The following is a 20,727-nucleotide window of genomic DNA, read 5'->3' as shown; positions in this document are numbered from 1 at the left end:
TCAGCCCATCACCTTGAAATACTCATCCAATTCGCAACGCGTGGTTTGCGTTTGGTTCACAGGCGCCTCTGGATCGGCGTAGCCCAAAGCCATGCCGCACACAATGTGCGACGAAGCATCCAGCGCCAAATGCTTGCGAATCAAGCCCGGGTACGACGCCAAGGCACCAATGGCACACGTTGACAAGCCCTTGGCATGAGCAGCCAACATCAAGCCATACAGCGTCATGCCCAGATCCATATAGCCACCACTGCCAAAACCGTGCGGCATGGTGACGATTAGGGCCACAGGCGCATCGAAGAAACGGAAATTTTGCTCAAACTGGGCATCACGCCCCGCGCGGTCATCACGCGCCACACCCAATGCACCATACAAAGCCTGTGCAGCCGCCACTTGTCGGCGGCGCAACGTCATGGGCATGGGGTTGGGAAAGTAGTCGTAATCCTCTTTCTCTTGTTCGCCTGCTCGCCAAGACGCCACCAACTCAGCACACAGTTGCGCCCTGACACTGCCCTGCACGGCAATGAACGCCCCTGGTTGCAAATTGGCACCACTGGGTGCCAAACGAGCCAGCCTCATCACGTCATGCAACAGCGCATCGGGAACGGGGGTGGAAAGATAGCCGCGCACCGAGCGACGCGCTTGGGCGAGGGGAGAGAAAAAATCAGGAGAGTTCACATCAAAAATTATCGACGCAATTCGCTTGGGCATTAAAAAACCCCATCACGCTTGCGCGTGATGGGGTTGCGCCAACAAAGGGTTGCTTAGAAGCGGTAGCCGATACCGACGCCGACCAGCACTGGGTCGAGTTTCAACGTACCTTGACTCACGCCACTGCTGTTGTAAACGGTGGATTGAATATTCACTTTTTTCAGATCGAAGTTAAATGAAACTTGTTTTGTCAAAGGCACGTCCACGCCAACTTGCAGGGCATAACCGTAGCTGTGGTCATCCAATGTGTAGTCGCCTGATGCCAGGTTGGTTTTGGAAATCTTTGTGTAGTTCACACCAGCACCCACGTATGGCTTGAAACCATTGAAATTAGTGAAGTGGTACTGCACCAACAATGTAGGTGGCAAGTGCTTGAATGTGCCCACGTTGGCGCCACCCAAAGCACCTGCAGACACTTGCTGCTGTTGGGGAATCGTCAAAATCAATTCAGCCGCAACGTTCTTGTTGAAGAAGTAGCTCACATCCAATTCAGGAATGGTTTTGTCGTCAACACTCAAATCCAGAGCTGTTGCATCATGGTTTGCCATGCTCAACTTAACAGCACGGGCACGAACCAACCATGGGCTTTCTTGTGCGGCCACTTGACCAGCAACCAATATACCAACAGCAGCGGCGATGAGAATTTTTTTCATGATGCTTTCCTTAGCGTAACTCGGGTCTATTCCCGTGCTGTTGATTTCATCGCAAATTGGGGAAGCATCTATTGATACGCATCAACCAGATTCACTCAAATTATTGATTTACATCAAGAGTTCCATACGTACAAAACCCCACGACTCTTGCGAGAAGTGGGGTTTAAACTTTAAAAGCTCCAACTGGGTAGCCAGCAAAAAAATCAGAAGCGATAGCCTACACGAATGACGTAATCCATTGTGTCCAGCCCGACGTCGCTTTTGGTCGTAACGCCGTTTGCAGGCGCTAGGGGTATGGGGCCTGTTTTACCTAGGAAAGTTGCGGTAGTTCTAATTGGTAAATAAGCAACCGAACCAATCACACTCCATTTTTCGTCAATGTTGTAAACAACACCAGCGTTGTAGACTGGCGCCCAAGTAGATTCTAAAGATGCCCCGTTACCAGCGAGTGCTTGTATTGATGCAGCAGCACTTGGAGATACATCTTTGAAAGACACATGCGACACACCCAAGCCCAAATAAGGACGAATCTTGTCTTGCGGCGTGTTAAAGAAGTATTTGGCAATAACAGCTGGCGTCAATGACTTGACTGTGGCGGCACCTTGCTCAGTCGTACCGTTTGCGCGTTGTAAGTCCAAGGTGAGTTTTGGTGGAATACCCAGCGAAAGCTCTACGCCGATGTTGTCGCTATACATGTGCAACCAACCGAAAGACACGGTAGTTTGGCTGCCAATAGAGCCACGTAAGCCAGCGTTTGATGCATTGAAAGCACCGGCAACAGCGTTTGGAGTACCTGCCGCACCTGTTGAAACCAAAGGCCCTACATTGGTGTCAGGATTAATCGATGCCAAACCAATGCTGACAATGTTGTCGCCAGCTTTCTGCGCGAATGCACCTGATGCCGCAACGAGTGCGGCACAAGCCAAAGCTATTTTTGAAATAGAAGTCATTTCAGTCTCCAATATGTTTTTACTTCAGAAATAAAAAGCCCCACCACTTTTGCAAGGGGTGAGGCTTTAGGTCTTTTAAATCCTAAGCTGACTTATGCCAGCAACGGGATTAGAAAGAGTGGGTCATACCAATTGCTGAGTATGTAGATTTGCCGCCGGCTGTGCTAGCAGCAGCTGAAGCAGCTGCTTCGTCTTTAGATGTACCAGCAGCAACGTATGCAGTTGTACGCTTGCTCAAAGCGTAACGCACGCCATATTGAGTTTGCTTGTACTTGTTGATGTCAGCAGTAGCGCTGGTGATCTTGCCAGAGCCGCCCAACACGAAGAAGGTAGCTGCGCCGTAAGGAGCAGTGAAACCGTATGTTGTGGCTTTGTAGTCGTACTTGCCAACTGTCTTGCCGATCGTACCGTTAGTCTCAGTACCAGCTGCGCCAGTAACTGATGTCAGGTCTTTTTCGCCTTTGACATACTGAACAACTGGCTTGATCATGCCGAAGTCATAAGAAGCGTTCAATTGAGTCAGGTTAGATGTGAAAGAAGTTGCTTTCAAATCTGCGTTAGCTGTAGACACGCCAAACACGCTTGAGCTAGTGCCTGTACCAAGCGTTTGCTCTTGTTTGTACGTTGTGTAAGCTGCGCCAACGCGCAATGGGCCTTGCTCGAACAAAGCACCCAAGCTTTGACGCTTGGCGTTGTTGACTTTGTAGCCGTTTTGACCAGCAGCCAAATCGCTCTCAAAGTCATTACGAGCTGTACCAGCGCCGTATTGAGCAGTCACAGTTGTAGTGCCTGCAATTTTTGGAGACACATACACCAAACCGTTGGCACGTGTGCCGCCGAATTCGCCGTTAGAGATTTTGTGCAAGAAACCGCCAGGTTGCTCTTGACCGATGAAGAAGCCTGTGTTGGTCGAAGTGTTGTACAACTCTGTGTATTGGTAACCAATACGCAACTCGCCCAAACCTTTGTCTGAAGCAGACACATAAGCTTGACGTGTGTTGCTGTTAGAGCCGTAAGCACCCAATGGCATGTTGCCAGAGTTGCTCACGCCAGCGACTTGAGCGCCTTCAGCGCCAGAGCGGTTAGCGAAGCCATCAGGACCAGCAACAACGATACCAGCTTCGAACACGAAGTTAGCGTTGCGACCATTGCCGAGGTCTTCAACACCGCGGAAGCCCACGCGTGAGCCAGCGTTTGAACCGTCAGAAACGCCGTTTGATTTGATCAAAACTTCACCAGCATTATTTTTGAGGGTGTAGTTTTTGTAAGCAGCGTCCATGACACCGTAAACGGTCACAGAAGATTGTGCGAATGCAGAAGTCGCGGCCAAAGCGGCCAATGCAACGAGGGTTTAATTTTGATCGAAGGTGCTTGAAGGTGTCGACAGTGTGCGTTGATAGTGCCCCGAGAGTGCCGACACCGTTTTGCTCAAAGTTGTACGGATATTGGTCAACAACTCACGAGCGTATTTGCAAGCGTAACCGCAACATTTTTTATCATGGCGACCACGGCGGACTAGCGGCTAATGCACGGTTTCAAAGCGTCAGCAAATCGTGGGCGGTCAAAACTTTTAGGTCGCGCGACACGATGTACAACTGTAGGCTGGGGTCATGCTCCATTACTTCACGCACTACACCACCCACGCTGCAAACGACCGATTAATCCCACGCGAGCGTACCGTACCCATACCTGCAACCATAACAGCCGTGCATGGCTACCCCAGCAAGTTGGCGGTGTACAAGATTACTGCTAGCAAATATTGGCAGGTGCGCTGTTGGGTTGCAGGGCGCACACATAAGCGCAGCACAAAGACAACATCGCTGCCAATAGCGCAACGTTTTGCACGTTGGTTTTACGAAGACCTGCTGGTCAAACAACTTGCTCCCCAAGCTGCGGTACAGACAGCAGCATCAGCAACCAAGCACCAGCTGACGTTTGGAGCATTGGCTGCACAGGTTTATGCAGACGAACAAGCGCGGGTCGAACGTGGGGAATTTGGCGCAGGCAGTTTACGAATGTTCCGTAACCGTTTGGACGCACAGGTGCTACCACGCTTTGGGATGATGTTAGCCAACAACATTGACTATGCAGCGTTGCAAGAGTTCAGCCGAACACTCAGCGTCAAGTACAGCACCACCACCGTCAGCCATTACCTGATCGTTGTCCGTAAAGTGCTGGCCCATGCCGTGCGTATTGGTCAGCTTGAACAGCTACCCGAATTTCCCAAAATTAAAATCAAAGCAGCATCGCGTGGTGCCTTCACCCCCACCGAGTATTGGCAATTGCTTCGTGCAGCACGTGCATTGCGGGGACAAAAACATCCCAACAGCAAGCAAGACTTACGCAAACGTATCAAGCAGTGTTACAACGACCACACCATGCCACCAGACATTGCTTGGGCCATTGGCTTCATGGTCAACAGCTTTATTCGGCCTGGTGACTTGACCAAAATCCGTCACCGCCACATTGAACTGGTGCGCGGCAGCACCAACACATATTTGCGCTTGACCTTGCCGGAGACCAAGCTGCACACAGCGCCTATTGTTACCTTGTATCCAGCTGTACGCATTTACCAACAAATCGTCCAGCACCAAGCGCAGCACAACCGTGCCAAGCCAAACGACTACATCTTCCTGCCCGACATTACAAACCGCAACTATGCGCTCACGGTATTGAGTTTTATGTTTAACTGGGTGTTGCAGCACACAGGGTTAAAACTTAATCCCCATGGCCATCCCCGCAGCCTTTACAGTCTCCGTCATAGTGCCATCACGTTTCGCTTGCTGTATGGACAGGGCATTGACTTGGTAACGCTGGCGCGAAATGCACGTACAAGTGTGGAAGTCATCAACAACCACTACGCCAGCACCGTGACGGGTGAGCAAAACATTGCCATGCTGCAAAGCAGACGCACCCACACTACTTAGTTTGCTGGTGGGTGCTGTACGTAGTTACTTCTTAAACCCATCACGCAGCTTGGTACTTGCTGCATCCATCTGTGCGTCCAGCTCGCCGTTTTGTGCCGCGCCAATCAGCACATCCAACACATTGACCAGCTCTTTGCTGTTGGCAACCTCCACGGCAGTTTTGCCTTTTGCCAGCTCCAGCGTTTTGCTGCCGTAAAACACAGCCAATAAAGTCTCATTCTTCTCACCCGTCCACCACCAAGGTTTGATGCGTACCGCTTGTTCACGTACAACACGATTACCGTCAGAATCTTGCACACTTCGCAAACGTTTGGGCGCATACGTGCGGCCTTCGATTTGTGCCAATGCCAGCTCGCGCTGTTCAGTCAACTTCAAAATTAATTTGTTGCGGCGCTTGACTGCGTCTGGCAATGCGCGGGGTTTACGTGCGGTTGTGAGTTTGAGTGCGTTCAATGTGGCCATGGTGCTTGGTCCTTTGGTTGTTTAAGCACCGCCAGTCTGTTGCCACCCTCGCGTCAAGTCGATCATTACACCGATCAAGTTGCCGGTCATTGCTGTTGCAATAACTAGTTTGCAAACTAGTTTTTTGAGCGTCGATTTAATCGACACTGACCGTTACCGCAGTAACACTTGCTACCAAAATATCTCACATTTGTGAGATTTCTATTCAGCTGCAAAAACCTTAACTTAAGCTTTTCACGTACTTGTACAGCGTTTGGCGGCTTAGTCCGTGTCGCTGTGCAACGTGACTTTTGTTTGCACCCAACGCAGTAGCCTCTGCAACGATTTGCTGTATTTGTTCGGGGTCATTCAGCTTACGCTTGCGCCCTTGGTACACACCGCGCTCCTTGGCTTTAATGATGCCTTCTGCTTGGCGCTCTCGTATTAGCGACCGTTCATACTGGGCAACCGCCCCCAACATGCTCAACATCAACATGTCCATGGGGTCAGTACTGTCGCCACCCCGAAATGTCTTGGCCTCCTTGACGAAGTGAACATGAACACCACGTGCAGTTAGTTCTTCAACAATTTGCAACAGGTCGGTAAGGCTTCTAGCAAGCCTGTCCATACTGTGTACGACGACCACACTATTTGGGGGCCAATTACCTGCAAGCATTGCCTGTAGCTGTGGCCTGTCTGCATTCTTGCCACTTGCTCGGTCTGTAAACGTGACTGTCAGTTGTTGGTCGGCTAGCTGACGCTCTACGTTTTGGTCCGCGCTACTCACGCGAACATAACCAATGCGGATGGGTTGTTGGGTTTGCATACATGTCCTTTCAGGTGTTTTATGTGTCACCCCAAGTCTGGACATGTCTTAACGTCGTGTCGATCAATTCATTAACCAACCCTATATGTACAGGTTTGCGCTGTAGCGTATGGGTGTACTCAAACTCAACATTACTGTTTTTGGGGTTTGGGTTTGCTACGCATGTAATTGACCTCATTGGCAATAAATGCCTTGTGCTGTGCAATTCGCTGCTTCTCATCCTGCGTTTGCAAATCACCCCAACGTGTCAACTGCTTCTCCCCCAAATGCCAATACTCATTGTGCGTTTCGAACTGCACCAGCTCTTCCAACTCATGCTTTACTGTTTGGGACAGTTTCTTGCGGACTATGAACGCATCGTGAATTTTGGCCAGTACACCCATGTTCTTGCTTTTCAAAAACTCGTACGCTTTGGCCATCGCTTGCGCTTCAGCGTTTTGGTACAAGTACGCAATGACTTTGGCCTTGCTGTGACGCTTGTTTGCGCGAAGGATTTCCAGTTTTAGCAAGGTCGGCTCTTGCACTTCCACGCACTTGTTAATGTACGTGTCCAATGTGTTTTGTTCCCGTACAAAGTCCCGCACATCTGTGCAGGCCATAAATCGCGTACGCTCATCTTCGTTTTTAATAATGTCAGCAAGCGCGGGGTTTTGCCATCCGTCATCGTTTGTGCGCCATCCATGTTTGGTTAACTTAGCACCAAAGCACAGCGCTGTCATTGCTTCTTTAATCAAGTTGCGCTGAAGGTCAACGGGAACGTTGGTACCGTCATCAAACGTTTGCTCCTGCACTTGCTGCATGAACTCAACTTTGTCCTGCAAGTACCACAGCGTGGTGCAGAACGCCTTTTTGACATCCTGCTGCAATCCCGTGTTTTTCAAATACTCGCTTGCAAAACTCATCTTCCAAGCCACCACGCTGCTGCGTACATCGTATTCCCAGCAGTCGCCAAGCATTGCCCTGCGCAAGTCTTTGTTCACGTTTTGTACGCTCAATCCGTCATAGTAAGTGCGGCCAAATTGGCTACGTTTTTTGCGTTGCAGGTACTTGCCGCCCAGTTGCTTAGTCACGGCCAGAATTGTTTTGGCTTGGCGTGCATACAACTCACGCTTGCCATCGTTAAGCAACGTAGCCTCGGTCAGCAACCATGTGATGTAGTTTTGCAAAGATGATTGGTCAATGGCGGCAATGTCAAACTTGCGTAACAGCTGTTCCTGCGTAAATTCCACCTCTAGCTCTGGGTACAGCCTTGCAAGCAGCTGCTCCTCATGCTCCTCGCCACCCGCCAAATACTGGTCAATCTCAGCGTCCGTCAGCTGTCGCAAGCTTCCCGCCGCTGTTAATTCATCCGTCAGTGTGACCAAGTTGGTCAACTGCACCCAAGAGTTTGCATTGTTGAGGTTGTTACCCAGTTCAACAATTTTTATTAGCGCGAGGTCGTTATCGTCCAACCACTTGTGCAGTCGTGTTCGTTTTGGTCCAAATTGGCCGCAACGGTGCAGGGTACTGACGTTCACGCTGTAGATACCGCGCTTACGCATAAACGTGCTGCGCTTTTGTTGCATGGCATCGTCAATCAGTCCCTGCAAAACTCCCACATATTTGTCCAGCAGACGTGCTGCACTAGCAGCTGGTGTTGGGTGTGCTTGGCGCAGTTTTGCCAATACTTGGGGGTCAATCGTTAGTTTTGTCATATGTGCTTAGTCCTTGTCGCTTGTTTATTTAGCCATACAAGCAGGGCCAGTTGTGTAATTTGGCGCACTTTTTGAAAAAATACACAAGCTTATAGTGAAGAACTTCATCCAAGTAACCAACCCCATGTTGTCCCTTGGAATTGCTTGCTTGCAAGTGAACTAGTCCTACTTTTTTTTATCTACTGCAGCCCTGCATTTCACCCAAAATTCCTCCCCAAATCGTTGTTTCTTAGGGCCGTGGTGGTCGCATTTTTTTGCAGGTCTGCGTATCGTGCTGGGGACAAAACACAAGGAGATTTTGGGATGTATTACTTTGAAGCCAGTGTGCGTGTTGGTGGTCAGCTGGTCAAAACACGTGTCCAAGCCGCCAACGCATTTGATGCCAAGTTGTTGCTACAAGCCCAATACGGCGCTGCAAACATTGTGGGTTTCGTGGAGCAAATACGCTAGCCCAAAATCGCCCCACTGTTAAATACAACAACAGGGGGACAACCGTGCGATTACAAGAATTTTTGAGTGCAGATGAGCTGCAACAGTTGGAACAGCTGATTTACGCCAACGTGTACAAAGCGTTAGCCACGTACCAGCAACAACAACGCCTTGCTGTCATTCAGCGCCAGCAAGACAGCACCAGCACTGTCAAACCCCAAGCAACCAAACGCAAAAAGCAACTGGCTAGTAAAGTTAAACGCATTGCCCATGTTGCTGTACCCAAGCCGTTACCCCAACCCCAGCAGCAAGCAACCCCACAACCCAGCATCCCAAAAAGTTATAACCCCATCAAAACGGCCAAACCGTTACCTGCACCTACACGTGCAGCCATTAAACAGCCCAACGTAAATCAGGGTGAAAACGTTAGGGCTTTGGGTAATGTTGACCAGCGTGGACGTGCCATGTTGCCAAAACACCAGCGCGATACACCCATCTGGGACTTGGTCAACAAGCAATAGTTCTGCGCTGTCACGCTGACAGCTGCGTGGTTAGTGTGATTGCATCATGCTGGGACAAATACACGCCCCAACACCCAGCGCACTATGCCCAAATACTTAAGTTAAGGTTTTCGCAGCGGTGCCAGAAATCTCACACTTGTGAGATATTTCCCAAGCACAAGCGTTACCGCAGTAACGGTCAAACACCACAAGCGTCGATTAAATCTACGCTCAAAATTCGTTTACAAACGAAAAAATCAGTTTGCAAACTAGCTTTTTGTACGTAACTCCAGCGCCAGATGCTTGCGAAAACCGGCGACAACGCTGGGAAAAGTACTGAGCAATAGCAGCTACAGCTGACGCAGTGACTAGCAGCAAGACGGGCGTTTTCGCACAGGCGATAAAAAACCCCACCGTGTTGCCACGATGGGGTTTCAGACTTTTAAATCCTTAACTGGCTAAGCCAGTGTGCGATTAGAAGCGGTAGCCCATCTTCACCACATAGTCTGTGGTTTTCAGTTTGATATCGCCAGTTGTTGTGGTTGAGCCGTGAGCTGCATCACCAACAAAAGTGGCTGAAGTGGTCACTGGAATATAGGAAACCGAACCACTAACGCTCCACTTATCATCAATGTTGTAAATCAAACCCGCGTTGTATACGGGTGCCCAAGACGACGACAAAGCTGCGGATTTTCCAGCCAACCCTGCAACATCTGCACTGGTCTTGATGCTGTGAAACGAAACATGCGAAGCGCCTAGGCCGACATAGGGACGCCATTGATCTTTAGATGTTCCAAAGAAATACTTGGCGATTACTGTCGGTGTCCACAAATCAATCTTTGCTGCGCCAGGATGACTGGTAGCCAACGCTGCTGATGGACCATTAGGCGTCGCCAAATCTTGCGTAACAGTGGGGGGAATACCGATGGTCATTTCAGCACCCACGTTATCCGTAAACATACGCAACCAACCAAATGAAACAGTTGTCTCGGAACTAATGGTTGCAGAAGTGCCGACCAGTGCACCATTGATAGTGCTGTTGGGATTCGATAAAGTTCCTACAGATGCGTCCGTGTTAATTAACGCAATACCCGCGCTAACAATATTATCCCCAGCCTTCTGCGCAAATGCGCCAGATGCAGCAACCAAGGCAGCACAAGCCAAAGCGATTTTTGAAATTGAACTCATTTTTGTCTCCAATAATTTTTTGATTTAAAAAAACCCCACCACTTTTTCAAGAGATGGGGTTTTAGATTTTCTAGATCCTTAACTGGCTAAGCCAGCTTGGTGATTAGAACTGGTGCATCATGCCGATACCGTTCATAGTACCTTTAGACATTTTGTCAGCAGCTGTAGGCACGCTGTCTTTGGATGTACCGGTCATTGCGTACACCAATGTACGCTTGCTCAAGTTGTAACGAACACCGTATTGTGTGTTCTTGATGTCGTTGACGCGAGCTGTTGGACTATCAACGGTACCCTTACCAGTGATGGCGTACACAGAGGCTGCACCCATGGTGTATTGGATACCGTACTGGTTAGACTTCAATTCACGGCTATTAGCTGCGGTAACAGCTTCAGTCAAGCTGGCCTTGTTGTACTGGTAAGTAGCAGCAACTGGGCCATAAGTGTAGATCGCGCTCAGGTGATCATGCTTGGTCTTGATGTCAGTAACAGTAGCTGATGTAACTGCTGCTGATGTAACGCCAAAAATATTGCTTGCACCAGCGGCCGCAGCAATCACTTGAGGTGATTTGTGTGCTGTGTAGTCAGTACGAACGTAAGTGGCCTTCAAAGCACCTGCATCCATGTCAGCACGCAAAGCTGTGCGCTCTGCCTTGTTATCCAAAACTGGAGATGTTGCAACTTCAGATGTGAAAGTACGCTCAGCACCGTATTGCTTTTGCACTGTACCCGTGAACATGCCGTACTTTGGCGATGTGTACTGCAAACCGTTGGCACGTGAACCACCAGCTTCAGCCATGCCGTGGTCTTTCAACAAAGCGCCGTATTGCTCAACACCCAAGAAATAGCCAGATTGGGCTGATGTGTTGTACAAAGAAGAAACCATGTAACCGGCACGGATTTCACCGAAACCGCCACCCAAAGCAACGAATGTGTTGCGGTTGGTGCCAGTTGATTGTGCGCCGCTTGATGGGATTTGGTCGTCTGCAGTAGCTGTCTTACCACCTGAAACGTACTGAGGGGCGCCGTTGGCTGTGCGTGATGCCCAGTCTTGTGTGTTTGTTGGGGAAATGCCGTGTTCGTTGAAGAAACGAGCAGTCAAACCGCCACCCAAGTCTTCTTTAACTTCCAAGATGATGCGGTTTGGGCTGTTCAGGCCATCAGCAACGCCAGATGACTTACCGAACAATTTGCCATCACCGCCGAAGGCAGATTTGTTGATGTAGCCAACGTCAGCGTTACCAGAGATGGTTACAGAAGATTGTGCGAAAGCAGAAGTCGCGGCCAAAGCGGCCAATGCAACGAGGGTTTTTTTCATTTCAAGGTTCTCCAAGGTTTGAACAGGGGTTCTGAATTTTTCAGAACCAACCTCCGTTTTCGGGAAGTTGCACGTATTGAACCAGACGAGTGCGCAAAGGACTATGACAAGAGCCAAAAATAGCGCCGTTTCGTTGCATTCATGCAACAAACAAAAGCCCAACCCCTCGCAAACCCTTGTGAAATGGTGAATCTTCAAAAAACGACAAACCTGATGGGCGGGCGCTTATCTGGCGCCTAAGGTCTCTTGGCTTACGTCTTAAACTCAGCGTATGGATGCTCTTCTTATTGCCGCTGACAGCGCCTTGCGCACCGTGTTTGCCCGCCACCACGCCAACCGCCCCACCCCCATGTGGGCGGCCGAAGTGCCCACCCCTGCCCCACTGACCGACGCTGAAAAGCGCGAAGCGTCTGCGCTGATGCGCGTGAACCACGTAGGCGAGGTGTGCGCCCAAGCGCTGTACACCGCCCAAGCCTTGGCGACCCAGGACAACGCGCTACGCCAGCACCTGACGGCAGCATGCAACGAGGAAACCGACCATTTGGCGTGGGTCGAACACCGTCTACAAGAGTTGGGCGGGCGCACCAGCCTGCTGAACCCACTTTGGTACGCAGGCGCGTTCGGCATTGGCTATGTCGCAGCCAAACTGGGCGGCGACCGCATGAGCCTAGGGTTTGTGGTGGAGACCGAGCGTCAGGTTGAAGCGCATTTAGAAAGCCACTTGGGTTTACTGCCCGCGAACGACGGGCCCAGCCGCGCCATCGTGGCGCAAATGAAGGTGGACGAGGCCCAGCACGCCAAAGAAGCGCAACTGGCGGGGGCCGCCGAACTGCCAGCCCCTTTCAAAGCCATGATGCAAGTGGCCGCCAAGGTGATGACCACCGTGGCGCACCGCATCTAACCCTGTGTTTTAGGCTTCCACCAGCTCGAAGCTGGTGGTAATTTCCGCAGTTTTGCCCAGCATGATGCTGGCCGAGCAATATTTGTCGTGGCTCATGGCAATGGCGCGCTCCACAGCAGAGGCTGGCACGCCTTGGCCCGTGACGGTGAAGTGCATGTTGATTTTGGTGAACACCTTGGGGTCTTCGGTGGCCCGTTCGCTGGTGATTTTTACGCTGCAGCCCTGCACGTTGTGACGGCCACGCTTGAGGATGAGCACCACGTCATAAGCCGTGCAGCCGCCTGTGCCCGCCAGCAACAGTTCCATGGGGCGAGGGGCCAAGTTTTGGCCGCCGTTCTCTGGCTTGGCCGCATCGGGTGCGCCGTCCATGGCCACCACGTGACCGCTGCCAGTTTCTGCAATAAAGCCCATGCCTGAACGGGTGCCAGAGTTGCCGGTCCAGCTGACGGTGCATTCCATGTTGTTCTCCAAAAAAATCAAGCTTAGATTGTCATGCAAATGTTGCGCCGCAACAAAAATTGCATACACTAGAGCCTTGTCTCCTCCACCCTCAAAAGTGGATTCAGCCCCGAGTTGCAAAACTCGGGGTTTTTTTTCGTCTTTTTCCATAAGAGACAATCACCCCATGTCTACCCGCACTCCCAAAGCGCGCGCGCTACAGCCCGCTGATTACTTGAAGAAAATCTTGACCGCCCGTGTGTACGACGTGGCCGTTGAATCTGCGCTGGAGGTGGCCAAGAACCTCAGCCGTCGAATTCACAACACCGTGTTGTTGAAGCGCGAAGATCAGCAGCCCGTGCACAGCTTCAAGCTGCGCGGTGCGTACAACAAGATGGCGCACCTCACGCCCGAACAGCTCAAAAAGGGCGTCATTTGCGCCTCGGCCGGCAACCACGCGCAAGGCGTGGCGCTGGGCGCCAAGCGCCTGGGCACCAAGGCCATCATCGTCATGCCCACCACCACGCCGAGTGTGAAGATTGAGGCCGTCAAGGCTTTGGGCGGTGAAGTGGTGTTGGCGGGCGACAGCTACTCTGACGCTTACACCCACGCACTCACGCTGGAAAAGAAAAACGGCATGACATTCGTTCATCCGTTTGACGATCCAGAAGTGATTGCCGGCCAAGGCACGATTGCCATGGAAATGCTGCGCCAGCACCAAGGGCCGCTTGACGCGGTGTTTGTGGCCATCGGCGGCGGCGGCCTGATTGCGGGCGTGGCCAACTACATCAAGGCCGTGCGCCCCGAAATCAAAGTGATTGGCGTGCAAATGGACGACTCGTCGGCCATGATGCAGTCGGTGGCCAAAGGCAAGCGCATCACGCTCAGCGACGTGGGCTTGTTCTCCGACGGCACTGCCGTGAAGTTGGTCGGCGAAGAGACGTTCCGCGTGTCCAAAAACTTGGTCGACAGCTACATCACCGTCGACACCGACGCCGTGTGCGCCGCCATCAAAGACGTGTTTGTGGACACCCGCAGCATCGTCGAGCCGGCAGGCGCTTTGGCTGTGGCCGCCATCAAGCAATACGTGGCCGAGCACAAAACCAAGGGCGAAACCTACGCCGCCATTTTGTGTGGCGCGAACATGAACTTCGACCGCTTGCGCTTTGTGGCCGAGCGTGCCGAGGTGGGTGAAGAACGCGAAGCCTTGTTTGCCGTGACCATTCCCGAGCAGCCTGGTAGCCTGCGCCGCTTTTGCGAGCTGATTGGCAAACTGCCTAGCTTTGGCGGCAGCAAATCACCCCGCAATGTGACCGAGTTCAACTACCGCATGAGCGACCAAGCCAAGGCCCACGTTTTTGTGGGTTTGACCACGGGCGTGAAAGGCGAAAGCAGCAAGATTGCAGGCCATTTCACCAAAAGCGGGTTCGATTCGATTGACCTCACGCACGACGAACTGGCCAAAGAGCACATCCGCCACATGGTGGGCGGCCACTCGTCGCTCGCACACGAAGAACGCATCTTGCGTTTTGAATTCCCCGAACGCCCCGGCGCGTTGATGAAGTTCTTGCTGGCCATGCGCCCGGGCTGGAACATCAGCCTGTTCCACTACCGCAACCAAGGCGCGGACTACGGCCGCATCTTGATGGGCTTGCAAGTGCCCAAGACCGACAACAAAGCATTCGCTGCGTTCTTAGAAGGCTTGGGCTACCCGTATGTGGAAGAAACGTTGAACCCCGCGTACCGCTTGTTCTTGCAACGCTGAAGTGCGTTGAAGCCAAAGCAAAAAGGGTAGCGCTGCTACCCTTTTTATTTCTTGGCTGGCAGTTCCAGCGCCAAGGTTTGCGGTCCGTCCATCGACGCGCCTAAATGCACACGACGGCCTTGGGCTGATTGCAGCAACAAGCCTTCGGCCACCGCCGCGCCCACACGGTAGGGCTTGGCCGGTTTGCCGTCCACCGCGATCAGGGCGGCACCGGCATCAGGGCCCCCAGCCATCACACCGAGCAACTGAAAACGGCTGGCCAAACTTGGTGCAGCAGCAGCTTGCACCGGCGCTGCACCCAGGCTGCGGGCAGCGGCAGACACATCCACCTCAGGCAAAGTTTGTGTGACCGAAGTGGCGTTGCTTGGCGCAGCGCCCGTGGCCGACCAACGCAAGCCCCATGTCACCGCGCTGAAGGCCACGGCACCCCACACCAGCAACGAAGCGGCGGGCAACGCCACGCGCGACGACGTGCTGAAAACAGTGGCAAATGAAGGGCGGTAGCGAAGCATCAGCGGATTATGATTCATCCCATGCATACGCCTCAAACCACCCCAAAAACCAAACGCCAACGCGGCTTCACGCTGATTGAATTGATGGTGGTGCTCGCCATCATTGGCGTGCTCGCTGCACTCGTGGTGCCCAACGTGCTCAACCGTGCCGACGACGCACGCGTGACCGCGGCCAAAACCGACGTGGGCAACCTCATGCAAGCCCTCAAGCTCTACCGCTTGGACAACCAAAACTACCCCACCGCCGAGCAAGGCCTGAACGCTTTGGTAGCCAAGCCCACCGCTGGTCCTACCCCACTCAACTGGAAGCCCTACATCGACAAGCTGCCCAACGACCCCTGGGGCCGTCCTTACCAATACATGAACCCCGGCGTGAAGGGTGAAGTGGATGTGTTGTCACTCGGCGCTGACGGCCAACCCGGCGGCGAAGGCAAAAACGCCGATCTCGGCAGCTGGCAGTAACGCGCGCAGCCAACCAGCCATGCAGCGCCAGCGCGGCCTGACCCTGTTGGAGCTGTTGGTGGTGCTGGCCATCATCGGCTTCGCCATGGCTGGTGTCAGCCTCTCGCTGCGTGACAGCAGCCAAACCCAACTCGAGCGCGAAGCACAGCGCTTGGTCGCCGTACTAGAAGCCGCCCGCGCCCAATCGCGCACCAGCGGTGTGGCCTCGATTTGGCAAACCACACCAGAAGGTTTTGCCATTCGAAGCCCGCTGGCCGCACGCACCGAAACTTGGTTAAGTGTTGGCACGCAAGCCGCGGTCAGCAACGCCAACTTGGTGGTGCTCGGACCTGAGCCCATCCTTGCGCCTGCACGCATCACGCTGAGCGTGGCAGCGGCCAACAGCACCCAACCTGCGCCCACGCTGAGCATTGGCACAGACGGCCTGCGGCCTTTCCAGGTGGTGCCATGAGTTCGTTGCACAAGACGCACAAAGCCACCGCATCAGGCTTCACTTTGATCGAGGTGTTGGTGGCGCTCGCCATCGTGTCCATCGCTTTGATGAGCGGGCTCAAAGTCAGCGGCGCACTCACGCGCAACGCACAACGCCAAGCCGATGTGCTACTTGCGCAAATTTGTGCAGACAACGCCTTGAACCAACTTCGCCTCTCGCAGCAACTACCTGGCGTGGGCGACTCGCGTGTGCCCTGCCTGCAAGTCGAGCGCAACTTTGAAGTGGCGCTGACCGTGCGCACCACGCCCAACCCCGCGTTTCGCCGCGTCGACGCGCAAGTGTTTGACGCCGCCACGCCTGTGCTCAACATCACCACCGTGTTGGGGCGTTACTGATGCAAAAGCAACGTGGCTTCACGCTGATTGAGCTGCTCATTGCCATCACCCTCATGGCGGTGCTGGCAGGGTTGAGCTGGCGTGGGCTTGACAGCCTGATGCGCAGCCGCGACATCACACAAGCGCAAGTTGACAAAACAGCCGTGCTGCAAACCGTGCTGGCCCAGTGGCAGGCCGACCTCAACGCCGTGCAACCCTTGCCCAGCCTCAACGATGCGGGGGTGAACTGGGATGGCCGCACGCTGCGCCTCACTCGCCGCGCCACGGCTTGGCGTGCCGACGGTGCGGATGCGGGTCTGTGGGTGGTGGCATGGACACTGCGCAACAACCAATGGCTGCGCTGGCAATCGGCCCCTGTGCAAACACGCGCCGCCCTGCAACACGCGTGGACACAAGCCGAGCGCTGGGGCCAAAACCCCAGCAGCGACGACGCCGCATTGGAAACCTTGCTGGTGCCACTCGACGCATGGCAGCTCACCTACTTCCGTGGCAACGCATGGACCAACCCGCTCTCAAGCGCTGGCAACACGGATGCAAAGAGCAACGCCCCCAGCCAAGGTGCGTTGCCAGACGCCATTCGCCTGCAAATTGACCTGCCCGCCAGCACCGGCGTGCGTGGCCGCCTCACCCTGGACTGGGTGCGACCCAACTTCAGCAACACCAAAACATGAAGCACGTCGCACACCACCACCCCAAACAACGCGGGGCCGCCCTGCTGGCTGCCATGCTCACCGTGGCGTTGGTGGCCACCTTTGCCGCAGGCGCGCTTTGGCAGCAATGGAAGTCGAGCGAGGTCGAAGGCGCCGAGCGGCAACGCACCCAAGCGCGTTGGCTGCTGACGGGCGCGCTTGACTGGGCACGCGTCATCTTGCGCGAAGACGCGCGGGCGGGCAATGTCAACGCCCCCGCCGACCACTTGGCCGAGCCTTGGGCTGTGCCGCTGCAAGAAGCGCGGCTGTCGAGCTTCTTAGCCGCCTTGCCCGACGGCACTGGCAACGCCCGAGATGACGACCCGCTCGCTCAACACGTGTTGCTGTCAGGGCAAGTGAACGACTTGCAAGGCCGCCTCAACGTGGCCAATTTGCTGCAAGGCGATCAACTCGATGGCAAAGCCGTGCTTGCGTTTGAGCGCTTGTTTGACGCGCTCGGCATACCGCCCGCACAGCTCAGCCTGCTCACCCAAGGCCTGCTCGCCGCACAGCGGCAAGGCAGCAGCGCACCGCTCATGCCGCAACGCGTGGCTCAGCTCAGTTGGTTGGGACTGTCGCCGCAAGCCTTGCAAACGCTCAGCCCCCACATCACCGTGCTGCCCACGCCCACCCCCGTCAACCTGAACACCGCCAGCGTGCAAGTGCTGTACGCCAGCGTGCCAGGCCTAGGCTTGGCTGATGCGCAACGCTTGGTGCAACAGCGCGAGCGCCAGCACTGGGCCACCATCGACGCGTTTCAAAAAGCCTTGGGGCGCCCCGTCAGCCTAGAAGGGACGCACAGCGTGAGCACCCGTTACTTTGAAGTGCTGGGCCGCTTGCGCATGCCACAAACCACCCTGCAAGAGCGCTCTTTGGTGCAGCGCGAGGGCCAAGATTTGAAAGTGCTTTGGCGCGAGTCCGGCTCTCTACAATGACCGTTCTCATGTTGATCATCGCGCTCCCCCACTCTGCCAATGCCGCTGCGACGGGCTATGCCCACGTTCATTCGGACGGGCACAGCGTGTTGCGCAGCGCCACGGGTGCGGCGGCCACGCTATCGGCCCACGCGGGCGAAGTGGTGGCCGTGGTGCCACACAGCCGCTTGGCCTGGTTGCGTGTGCAGCTGCCGCCAGCCAGCCACGGCCCACGCTTGCCCAGCGTGTTGCACGGCTTGCTAGAAGACCGGTTGCTCGACGACCCGCAACAACTGCACATCGTGCTTGACCCCCAAGCCACTGGCGTGGCCCGCACAGGCGGTGAAACCTTGGTCGCGGTGTGCGACAAACAATGGTTGCGCGACGCCCTCGCCCCACTGCAAGCCGCGGGCCTCACCATTCAGCGCATCGCGCCCGAGCTGTCCCCCAGCAACGGTCCTGTGCTGCACGTGATGGGTGAGCCCGAAGCTTCGCAAAGCGTGCTGTGCCACGCCCGTGGCGTGACGCTGCTGCCCCCCAACACCGCCCAGTGGCGGGCCTTTGCCGAACTGAGCCAAGACGATTTACACATTCAAGCCGAACCCGCCATGGTGGCGCGCGTGCAAAGCACGCTGCAGCGCCAACCCACGCTGCAAAGCGCGGCGCAACGTTGGGTCCAGTCCAGCCAATCGGCCTGGGACTTGGCGCAAGGCGAATGGGCACAAGGCCGCGCACAACGCACGCAACGCCAACTGCAAGCCGCATGGCAAAACTTGCTGCATGCACCGACGTGGAAGTCCGTGCGCTGGGGCATGGTGGCCTTGGTCGCCTTGCAAGTGCTGGGGCTCAATGCCTTGGCCTGGCGCGAGCGCAGTGCTTTGGTGGCACAACAAGCCTCGTTGCAACACATTTTGAAAGCCACCTTCCCCTCCGTGACCTTGGTCATCGACGCGCCACTGCAAATGCAACGCGAGGTGGATGTGCTGCAGCAAAAATCTGGCTCAGCCGCCAGCACCGACTTCGAGCCCATGCTCGCAGCCTTGGCTGGCGTGCTGCCCGCAGGCCAAACCCCTTCACAAATTCATTTCGCCAACCAAGCACTGCGCGTGCAAGGTGTCACGCTGGATAGCAACGCCTCTGGCGTGGCGCGTCTCAAAGCGCAAGGCCTGAGCCTGCGTCAAGACGGCAACGACACGTGGGTGTTGCAGGCGGAGGGCGCGAAATGACATTACGTGTCCGCTGGCAAGCCTTGAGCCCGCGCGAGCAGCGCGGCGTATCGGTGCTTGGCGTTCTAGTCGGCATCGTGTTGTTTTGGTCGATCGCCATCGCACCCGCGCTCAACACCTTGCGCGACAGTAACACCCGTCGCGCGCAACTGGGTCAACAGCAAGCCCACATGTGGGCCCTACAAGCACAGGCCAAAGCCTTGCAAACACGCACCCCACTGTCGCGCGACGAGGCGTTGCGCACATTGCAAGGCCTCACACCGAATGCGCAAATTCAACTGAACGTGCAGGGTGACCGTGTGGCCGTGCAGCTCAAAGCGATGTCCGCACCCACGCTGGCCAACTGGTTGGCACAAGTGCGCAGCCAAGCACAGGCCTTGCCTGTAGAAGCGCACTTGACGCGCAGCACCACAACAGGCACAGCACCCGCAGCCACCTCGCCCGTGGTGGCCTGGGATGGCAGCCTGGTGTTGCGTTTGCCCACGCGCGGCACAGCGCCTTAACGCCAACGCAGTTCAAACTCACCTAACCCGTCAAGATGCAGCGCCTCAACCCAGCCTCCCACCTAAGCGCCAGCACTCGCTGGGCATGGACAGGCGCGGGCTTGGGTCTGGCGTTGGCCCTCATCACCCAAGCGCCGGCCCATTGGTTGACACGGGCCATCGAACACGCCAGCGGCGAGCGCATGTTGCTGCAAGACCCACAAGGCACGGTTTGGAACGGATCGGCGCAGTGGGTGCTCAACGAAGGCCCGCTGAACCTAGCCAACACCACCACACTGCCCACACGCGTGACATGGCAGCTTGGCCCTCACCTCGACTTTGCCAACCTGCGCTTGGCGCTCAGCGCCACCGTGGCATCGGCCTGCTGCACCCCACAGCCTGTGCGCGTGGATGTCTCCCCTCTGTGGCGTGGCGTGCGTGTGCAGGTGAGCGACCACACCTCTCACTGGCCTGCCAATTGGCTGGTGGGCTTGGGCACACCGTGGAACACCGTGCAACCCGAAGGCCAACTGCAACTGCAAACCAGCCACTTGCAATGGACCCAACAAGCAGGCAAAGAACAACTGCAAGGCGAAGCCGAGCTGCAGCTGCAAAAGCTGGCAACCCGCTTGTCCACCTTGCGCCCCTTGGGCAGCTACCGCCTGCGTGTGCAAGGCGGCGACGCCATAGCGCTCACACTCGACACGCTTGAAGGCAGCTTGCTGCTGCAAGGCACAGGCCAACTACACAACGGGCACCTGCGCTTCACCGGTGAGGCCTCGGCCGCACCAGATGCAGAAGCCGCGCTCTCTAATTTATTGAACATCCTTGGCCAACGCCAAGGCAGCAAATCGATTTTGAAAATGGGTTAACACG

Annotated in this window: 24 protein-coding genes; 13 read left to right on the top strand and 11 right to left on the bottom strand. The window is 54.9% G+C overall.

The features are described from left to right. The 4 genes from B9Z44_RS09070 to B9Z44_RS09055 all read right to left on the bottom strand — a co-directional run bounded on the left by B9Z44_RS09070 (position 1) and on the right by B9Z44_RS09055 (position 3,644). Complete coding sequence (locus B9Z44_RS09070) at positions 1 to 711, bottom strand: nitroreductase (RefSeq protein WP_108402251.1); 711 nt, start codon at positions 709 to 711, stop codon at positions 1 to 3. A 53-nt stretch (positions 712 to 764) separates the two neighbouring features. Continuing rightward, positions 765 to 1,364 (bottom strand): OmpW/AlkL family protein, encoded by a 600-nt coding sequence (locus B9Z44_RS09065; protein ID WP_108359790.1) that lies wholly within the window; start codon positions 1,362 to 1,364, stop codon positions 765 to 767. 203 nt (positions 1,365 to 1,567) lie between these two features. Further along, positions 1,568 to 2,314 (bottom strand): OmpW/AlkL family protein, encoded by a 747-nt coding sequence (locus tag B9Z44_RS09060; protein ID WP_108402250.1) that lies wholly within the window; start codon positions 2,312 to 2,314, stop codon positions 1,568 to 1,570. 109 nt (positions 2,315 to 2,423) lie between these two features. Continuing rightward, positions 2,424 to 3,644, bottom strand: a complete 1,221-nt coding sequence (locus B9Z44_RS09055; RefSeq protein ID WP_170108487.1) for a porin — start codon at positions 3,642 to 3,644, stop codon at positions 2,424 to 2,426. A gap of 280 nt (positions 3,645 to 3,924) precedes the next feature. On the opposite strand from B9Z44_RS09055, the gene B9Z44_RS09050 reads away from it, so the two are divergent. Beyond that, complete coding sequence (locus B9Z44_RS09050; protein WP_146180604.1) at positions 3,925 to 5,241, top strand: site-specific integrase; 1,317 nt, start codon at positions 3,925 to 3,927, stop codon at positions 5,239 to 5,241. Positions 5,242 to 5,265: 24 nt separating this feature from the next. On the opposite strand, the gene B9Z44_RS09045 is transcribed toward B9Z44_RS09050, so the two are convergent. The 3 genes from B9Z44_RS09045 to B9Z44_RS09035 all read right to left on the bottom strand — a co-directional run bounded on the left by B9Z44_RS09045 (position 5,266) and on the right by B9Z44_RS09035 (position 8,202). After that, on the bottom strand, positions 5,266 to 5,703 hold the full coding sequence (locus tag B9Z44_RS09045) for a DUF6641 family protein (RefSeq protein WP_108359786.1): 438 nt from the start codon (positions 5,701 to 5,703) through the stop codon (positions 5,266 to 5,268). Positions 5,704 to 5,923: 220 nt separating this feature from the next. Next, positions 5,924 to 6,508, bottom strand: a complete 585-nt coding sequence (locus tag B9Z44_RS09040; RefSeq protein ID WP_108402247.1) for a recombinase family protein — start codon at positions 6,506 to 6,508, stop codon at positions 5,924 to 5,926. A gap of 131 nt (positions 6,509 to 6,639) precedes the next feature. Further along, the gene (locus B9Z44_RS09035) at positions 6,640 to 8,202 is read right to left on the bottom strand and encodes a hypothetical protein (protein ID WP_146180603.1); all 1,563 of its coding nucleotides are present in this window, start codon (positions 8,200 to 8,202) and stop codon (positions 6,640 to 6,642) included. A 303-nt stretch (positions 8,203 to 8,505) separates the two neighbouring features. Between B9Z44_RS09035 and B9Z44_RS15185 the strand changes: the two genes are divergently transcribed. Further along, a complete protein-coding gene (locus B9Z44_RS15185) occupies positions 8,506 to 8,652 on the top strand; it encodes a hypothetical protein (RefSeq protein WP_170108486.1) in 147 nt (48 codons plus the stop codon). A 44-nt stretch (positions 8,653 to 8,696) separates the two neighbouring features. Next, a complete protein-coding gene (locus tag B9Z44_RS09030) occupies positions 8,697 to 9,152 on the top strand; it encodes a hypothetical protein (protein WP_146180602.1) in 456 nt (151 codons plus the stop codon). A 453-nt stretch (positions 9,153 to 9,605) separates the two neighbouring features. On the opposite strand, the gene B9Z44_RS09025 is transcribed toward B9Z44_RS09030, so the two are convergent. Both B9Z44_RS09025 and B9Z44_RS09020 read right to left on the bottom strand, forming a co-directional pair. Then, entirely contained in the window at positions 9,606 to 10,319 is a 714-nt protein-coding gene (locus B9Z44_RS09025; RefSeq protein ID WP_108402244.1) for an OmpW/AlkL family protein, read from the bottom strand. Between the two features lie 103 nt (positions 10,320 to 10,422). Next, on the bottom strand, positions 10,423 to 11,634 hold the full coding sequence (locus tag B9Z44_RS09020; protein ID WP_108402243.1) for a porin: 1,212 nt from the start codon (positions 11,632 to 11,634) through the stop codon (positions 10,423 to 10,425). Positions 11,635 to 11,905: 271 nt separating this feature from the next. Here B9Z44_RS09020 and coq7 point away from each other — a divergent pair, with 271 nt between their 5' ends. Further along, entirely contained in the window at positions 11,906 to 12,535 is a 630-nt protein-coding gene (coq7, locus tag B9Z44_RS09015; RefSeq protein ID WP_108402242.1) for a 2-polyprenyl-3-methyl-6-methoxy-1,4-benzoquinone monooxygenase, read from the top strand. A gap of 9 nt (positions 12,536 to 12,544) precedes the next feature. On the opposite strand, the gene B9Z44_RS09010 is transcribed toward coq7, so the two are convergent. Further along, on the bottom strand, positions 12,545 to 12,994 hold the full coding sequence (locus B9Z44_RS09010; RefSeq protein ID WP_108402867.1) for an OsmC family protein: 450 nt from the start codon (positions 12,992 to 12,994) through the stop codon (positions 12,545 to 12,547). A 166-nt stretch (positions 12,995 to 13,160) separates the two neighbouring features. On the opposite strand from B9Z44_RS09010, the gene ilvA reads away from it, so the two are divergent. Next, positions 13,161 to 14,738, top strand: a complete 1,578-nt coding sequence (ilvA, locus tag B9Z44_RS09005; RefSeq protein ID WP_108402241.1) for a threonine ammonia-lyase, biosynthetic — start codon at positions 13,161 to 13,163, stop codon at positions 14,736 to 14,738. Between the two features lie 44 nt (positions 14,739 to 14,782). On the opposite strand, the gene B9Z44_RS09000 is transcribed toward ilvA, so the two are convergent. Then, the gene (locus tag B9Z44_RS09000) at positions 14,783 to 15,250 is read right to left on the bottom strand and encodes a type II secretion system protein N (RefSeq protein ID WP_108402240.1); all 468 of its coding nucleotides are present in this window, start codon (positions 15,248 to 15,250) and stop codon (positions 14,783 to 14,785) included. A 21-nt stretch (positions 15,251 to 15,271) separates the two neighbouring features. Here B9Z44_RS09000 and gspG point away from each other — a divergent pair, with 21 nt between their 5' ends. The 8 genes from gspG to gspN are packed head-to-tail and all read left to right on the top strand — an operon-like array spanning position 15,272 to position 20,723. Further along, entirely contained in the window at positions 15,272 to 15,712 is a 441-nt protein-coding gene (gspG, locus tag B9Z44_RS08995; RefSeq protein WP_108359816.1) for a type II secretion system major pseudopilin GspG, read from the top strand. Positions 15,713 to 15,731: 19 nt separating this feature from the next. Further along, positions 15,732 to 16,163 (top strand): prepilin-type N-terminal cleavage/methylation domain-containing protein, encoded by a 432-nt coding sequence (locus B9Z44_RS08990; RefSeq protein WP_108402239.1) that lies wholly within the window; start codon positions 15,732 to 15,734, stop codon positions 16,161 to 16,163. After that, positions 16,160 to 16,540 carry a type II secretion system minor pseudopilin GspI gene (gene gspI / locus B9Z44_RS08985; RefSeq protein ID WP_108359818.1) on the top strand — a complete coding sequence of 127 codons (381 nt, stop codon included), beginning with the start codon at positions 16,160 to 16,162 and terminating at the stop codon, positions 16,538 to 16,540. The genes B9Z44_RS08990 and gspI overlap by 4 nt, the downstream gene beginning before the upstream one ends. Next, the gene (locus B9Z44_RS08980) at positions 16,540 to 17,211 is read left to right on the top strand and encodes a PulJ/GspJ family protein (protein ID WP_108402238.1); all 672 of its coding nucleotides are present in this window, start codon (positions 16,540 to 16,542) and stop codon (positions 17,209 to 17,211) included. The genes gspI and B9Z44_RS08980 overlap by 1 nt, the downstream gene beginning before the upstream one ends. Further along, complete coding sequence (gene gspK, locus B9Z44_RS08975; RefSeq protein WP_108402237.1) at positions 17,208 to 18,164, top strand: type II secretion system minor pseudopilin GspK; 957 nt, start codon at positions 17,208 to 17,210, stop codon at positions 18,162 to 18,164. Before B9Z44_RS08980 ends, gspK begins: the two co-directional genes overlap by 4 nt. An 8-nt stretch (positions 18,165 to 18,172) precedes the next feature. Next, positions 18,173 to 19,369, top strand: a complete 1,197-nt coding sequence (gspL, locus tag B9Z44_RS08970; RefSeq protein WP_170108485.1) for a type II secretion system protein GspL — start codon at positions 18,173 to 18,175, stop codon at positions 19,367 to 19,369. Next, positions 19,366 to 19,872: a type II secretion system protein GspM gene (gene gspM, locus B9Z44_RS08965; protein ID WP_108402235.1), complete on the top strand. Its 507-nt coding sequence runs from the start codon at positions 19,366 to 19,368 to the stop codon at positions 19,870 to 19,872. Before gspL ends, gspM begins: the two co-directional genes overlap by 4 nt. Positions 19,873 to 19,907: 35 nt before the next feature. After that, positions 19,908 to 20,723, top strand: a complete 816-nt coding sequence (gspN, locus tag B9Z44_RS08960) for a type II secretion system protein N (protein WP_108402234.1) — start codon at positions 19,908 to 19,910, stop codon at positions 20,721 to 20,723. The last annotated feature ends 4 nt before the right edge of the window (positions 20,724 to 20,727 follow it).

It is taken from the genome of Limnohabitans curvus (genome assembly GCF_003063475.1).
In the GTDB taxonomy this organism is placed as follows: domain Bacteria; phylum Pseudomonadota; class Gammaproteobacteria; order Burkholderiales; family Burkholderiaceae_C; genus Limnohabitans; species Limnohabitans curvus.
Note: the sequence above shows the minus strand (reverse complement) of the source record. Positions and strands in the feature narration are given on the sequence as shown.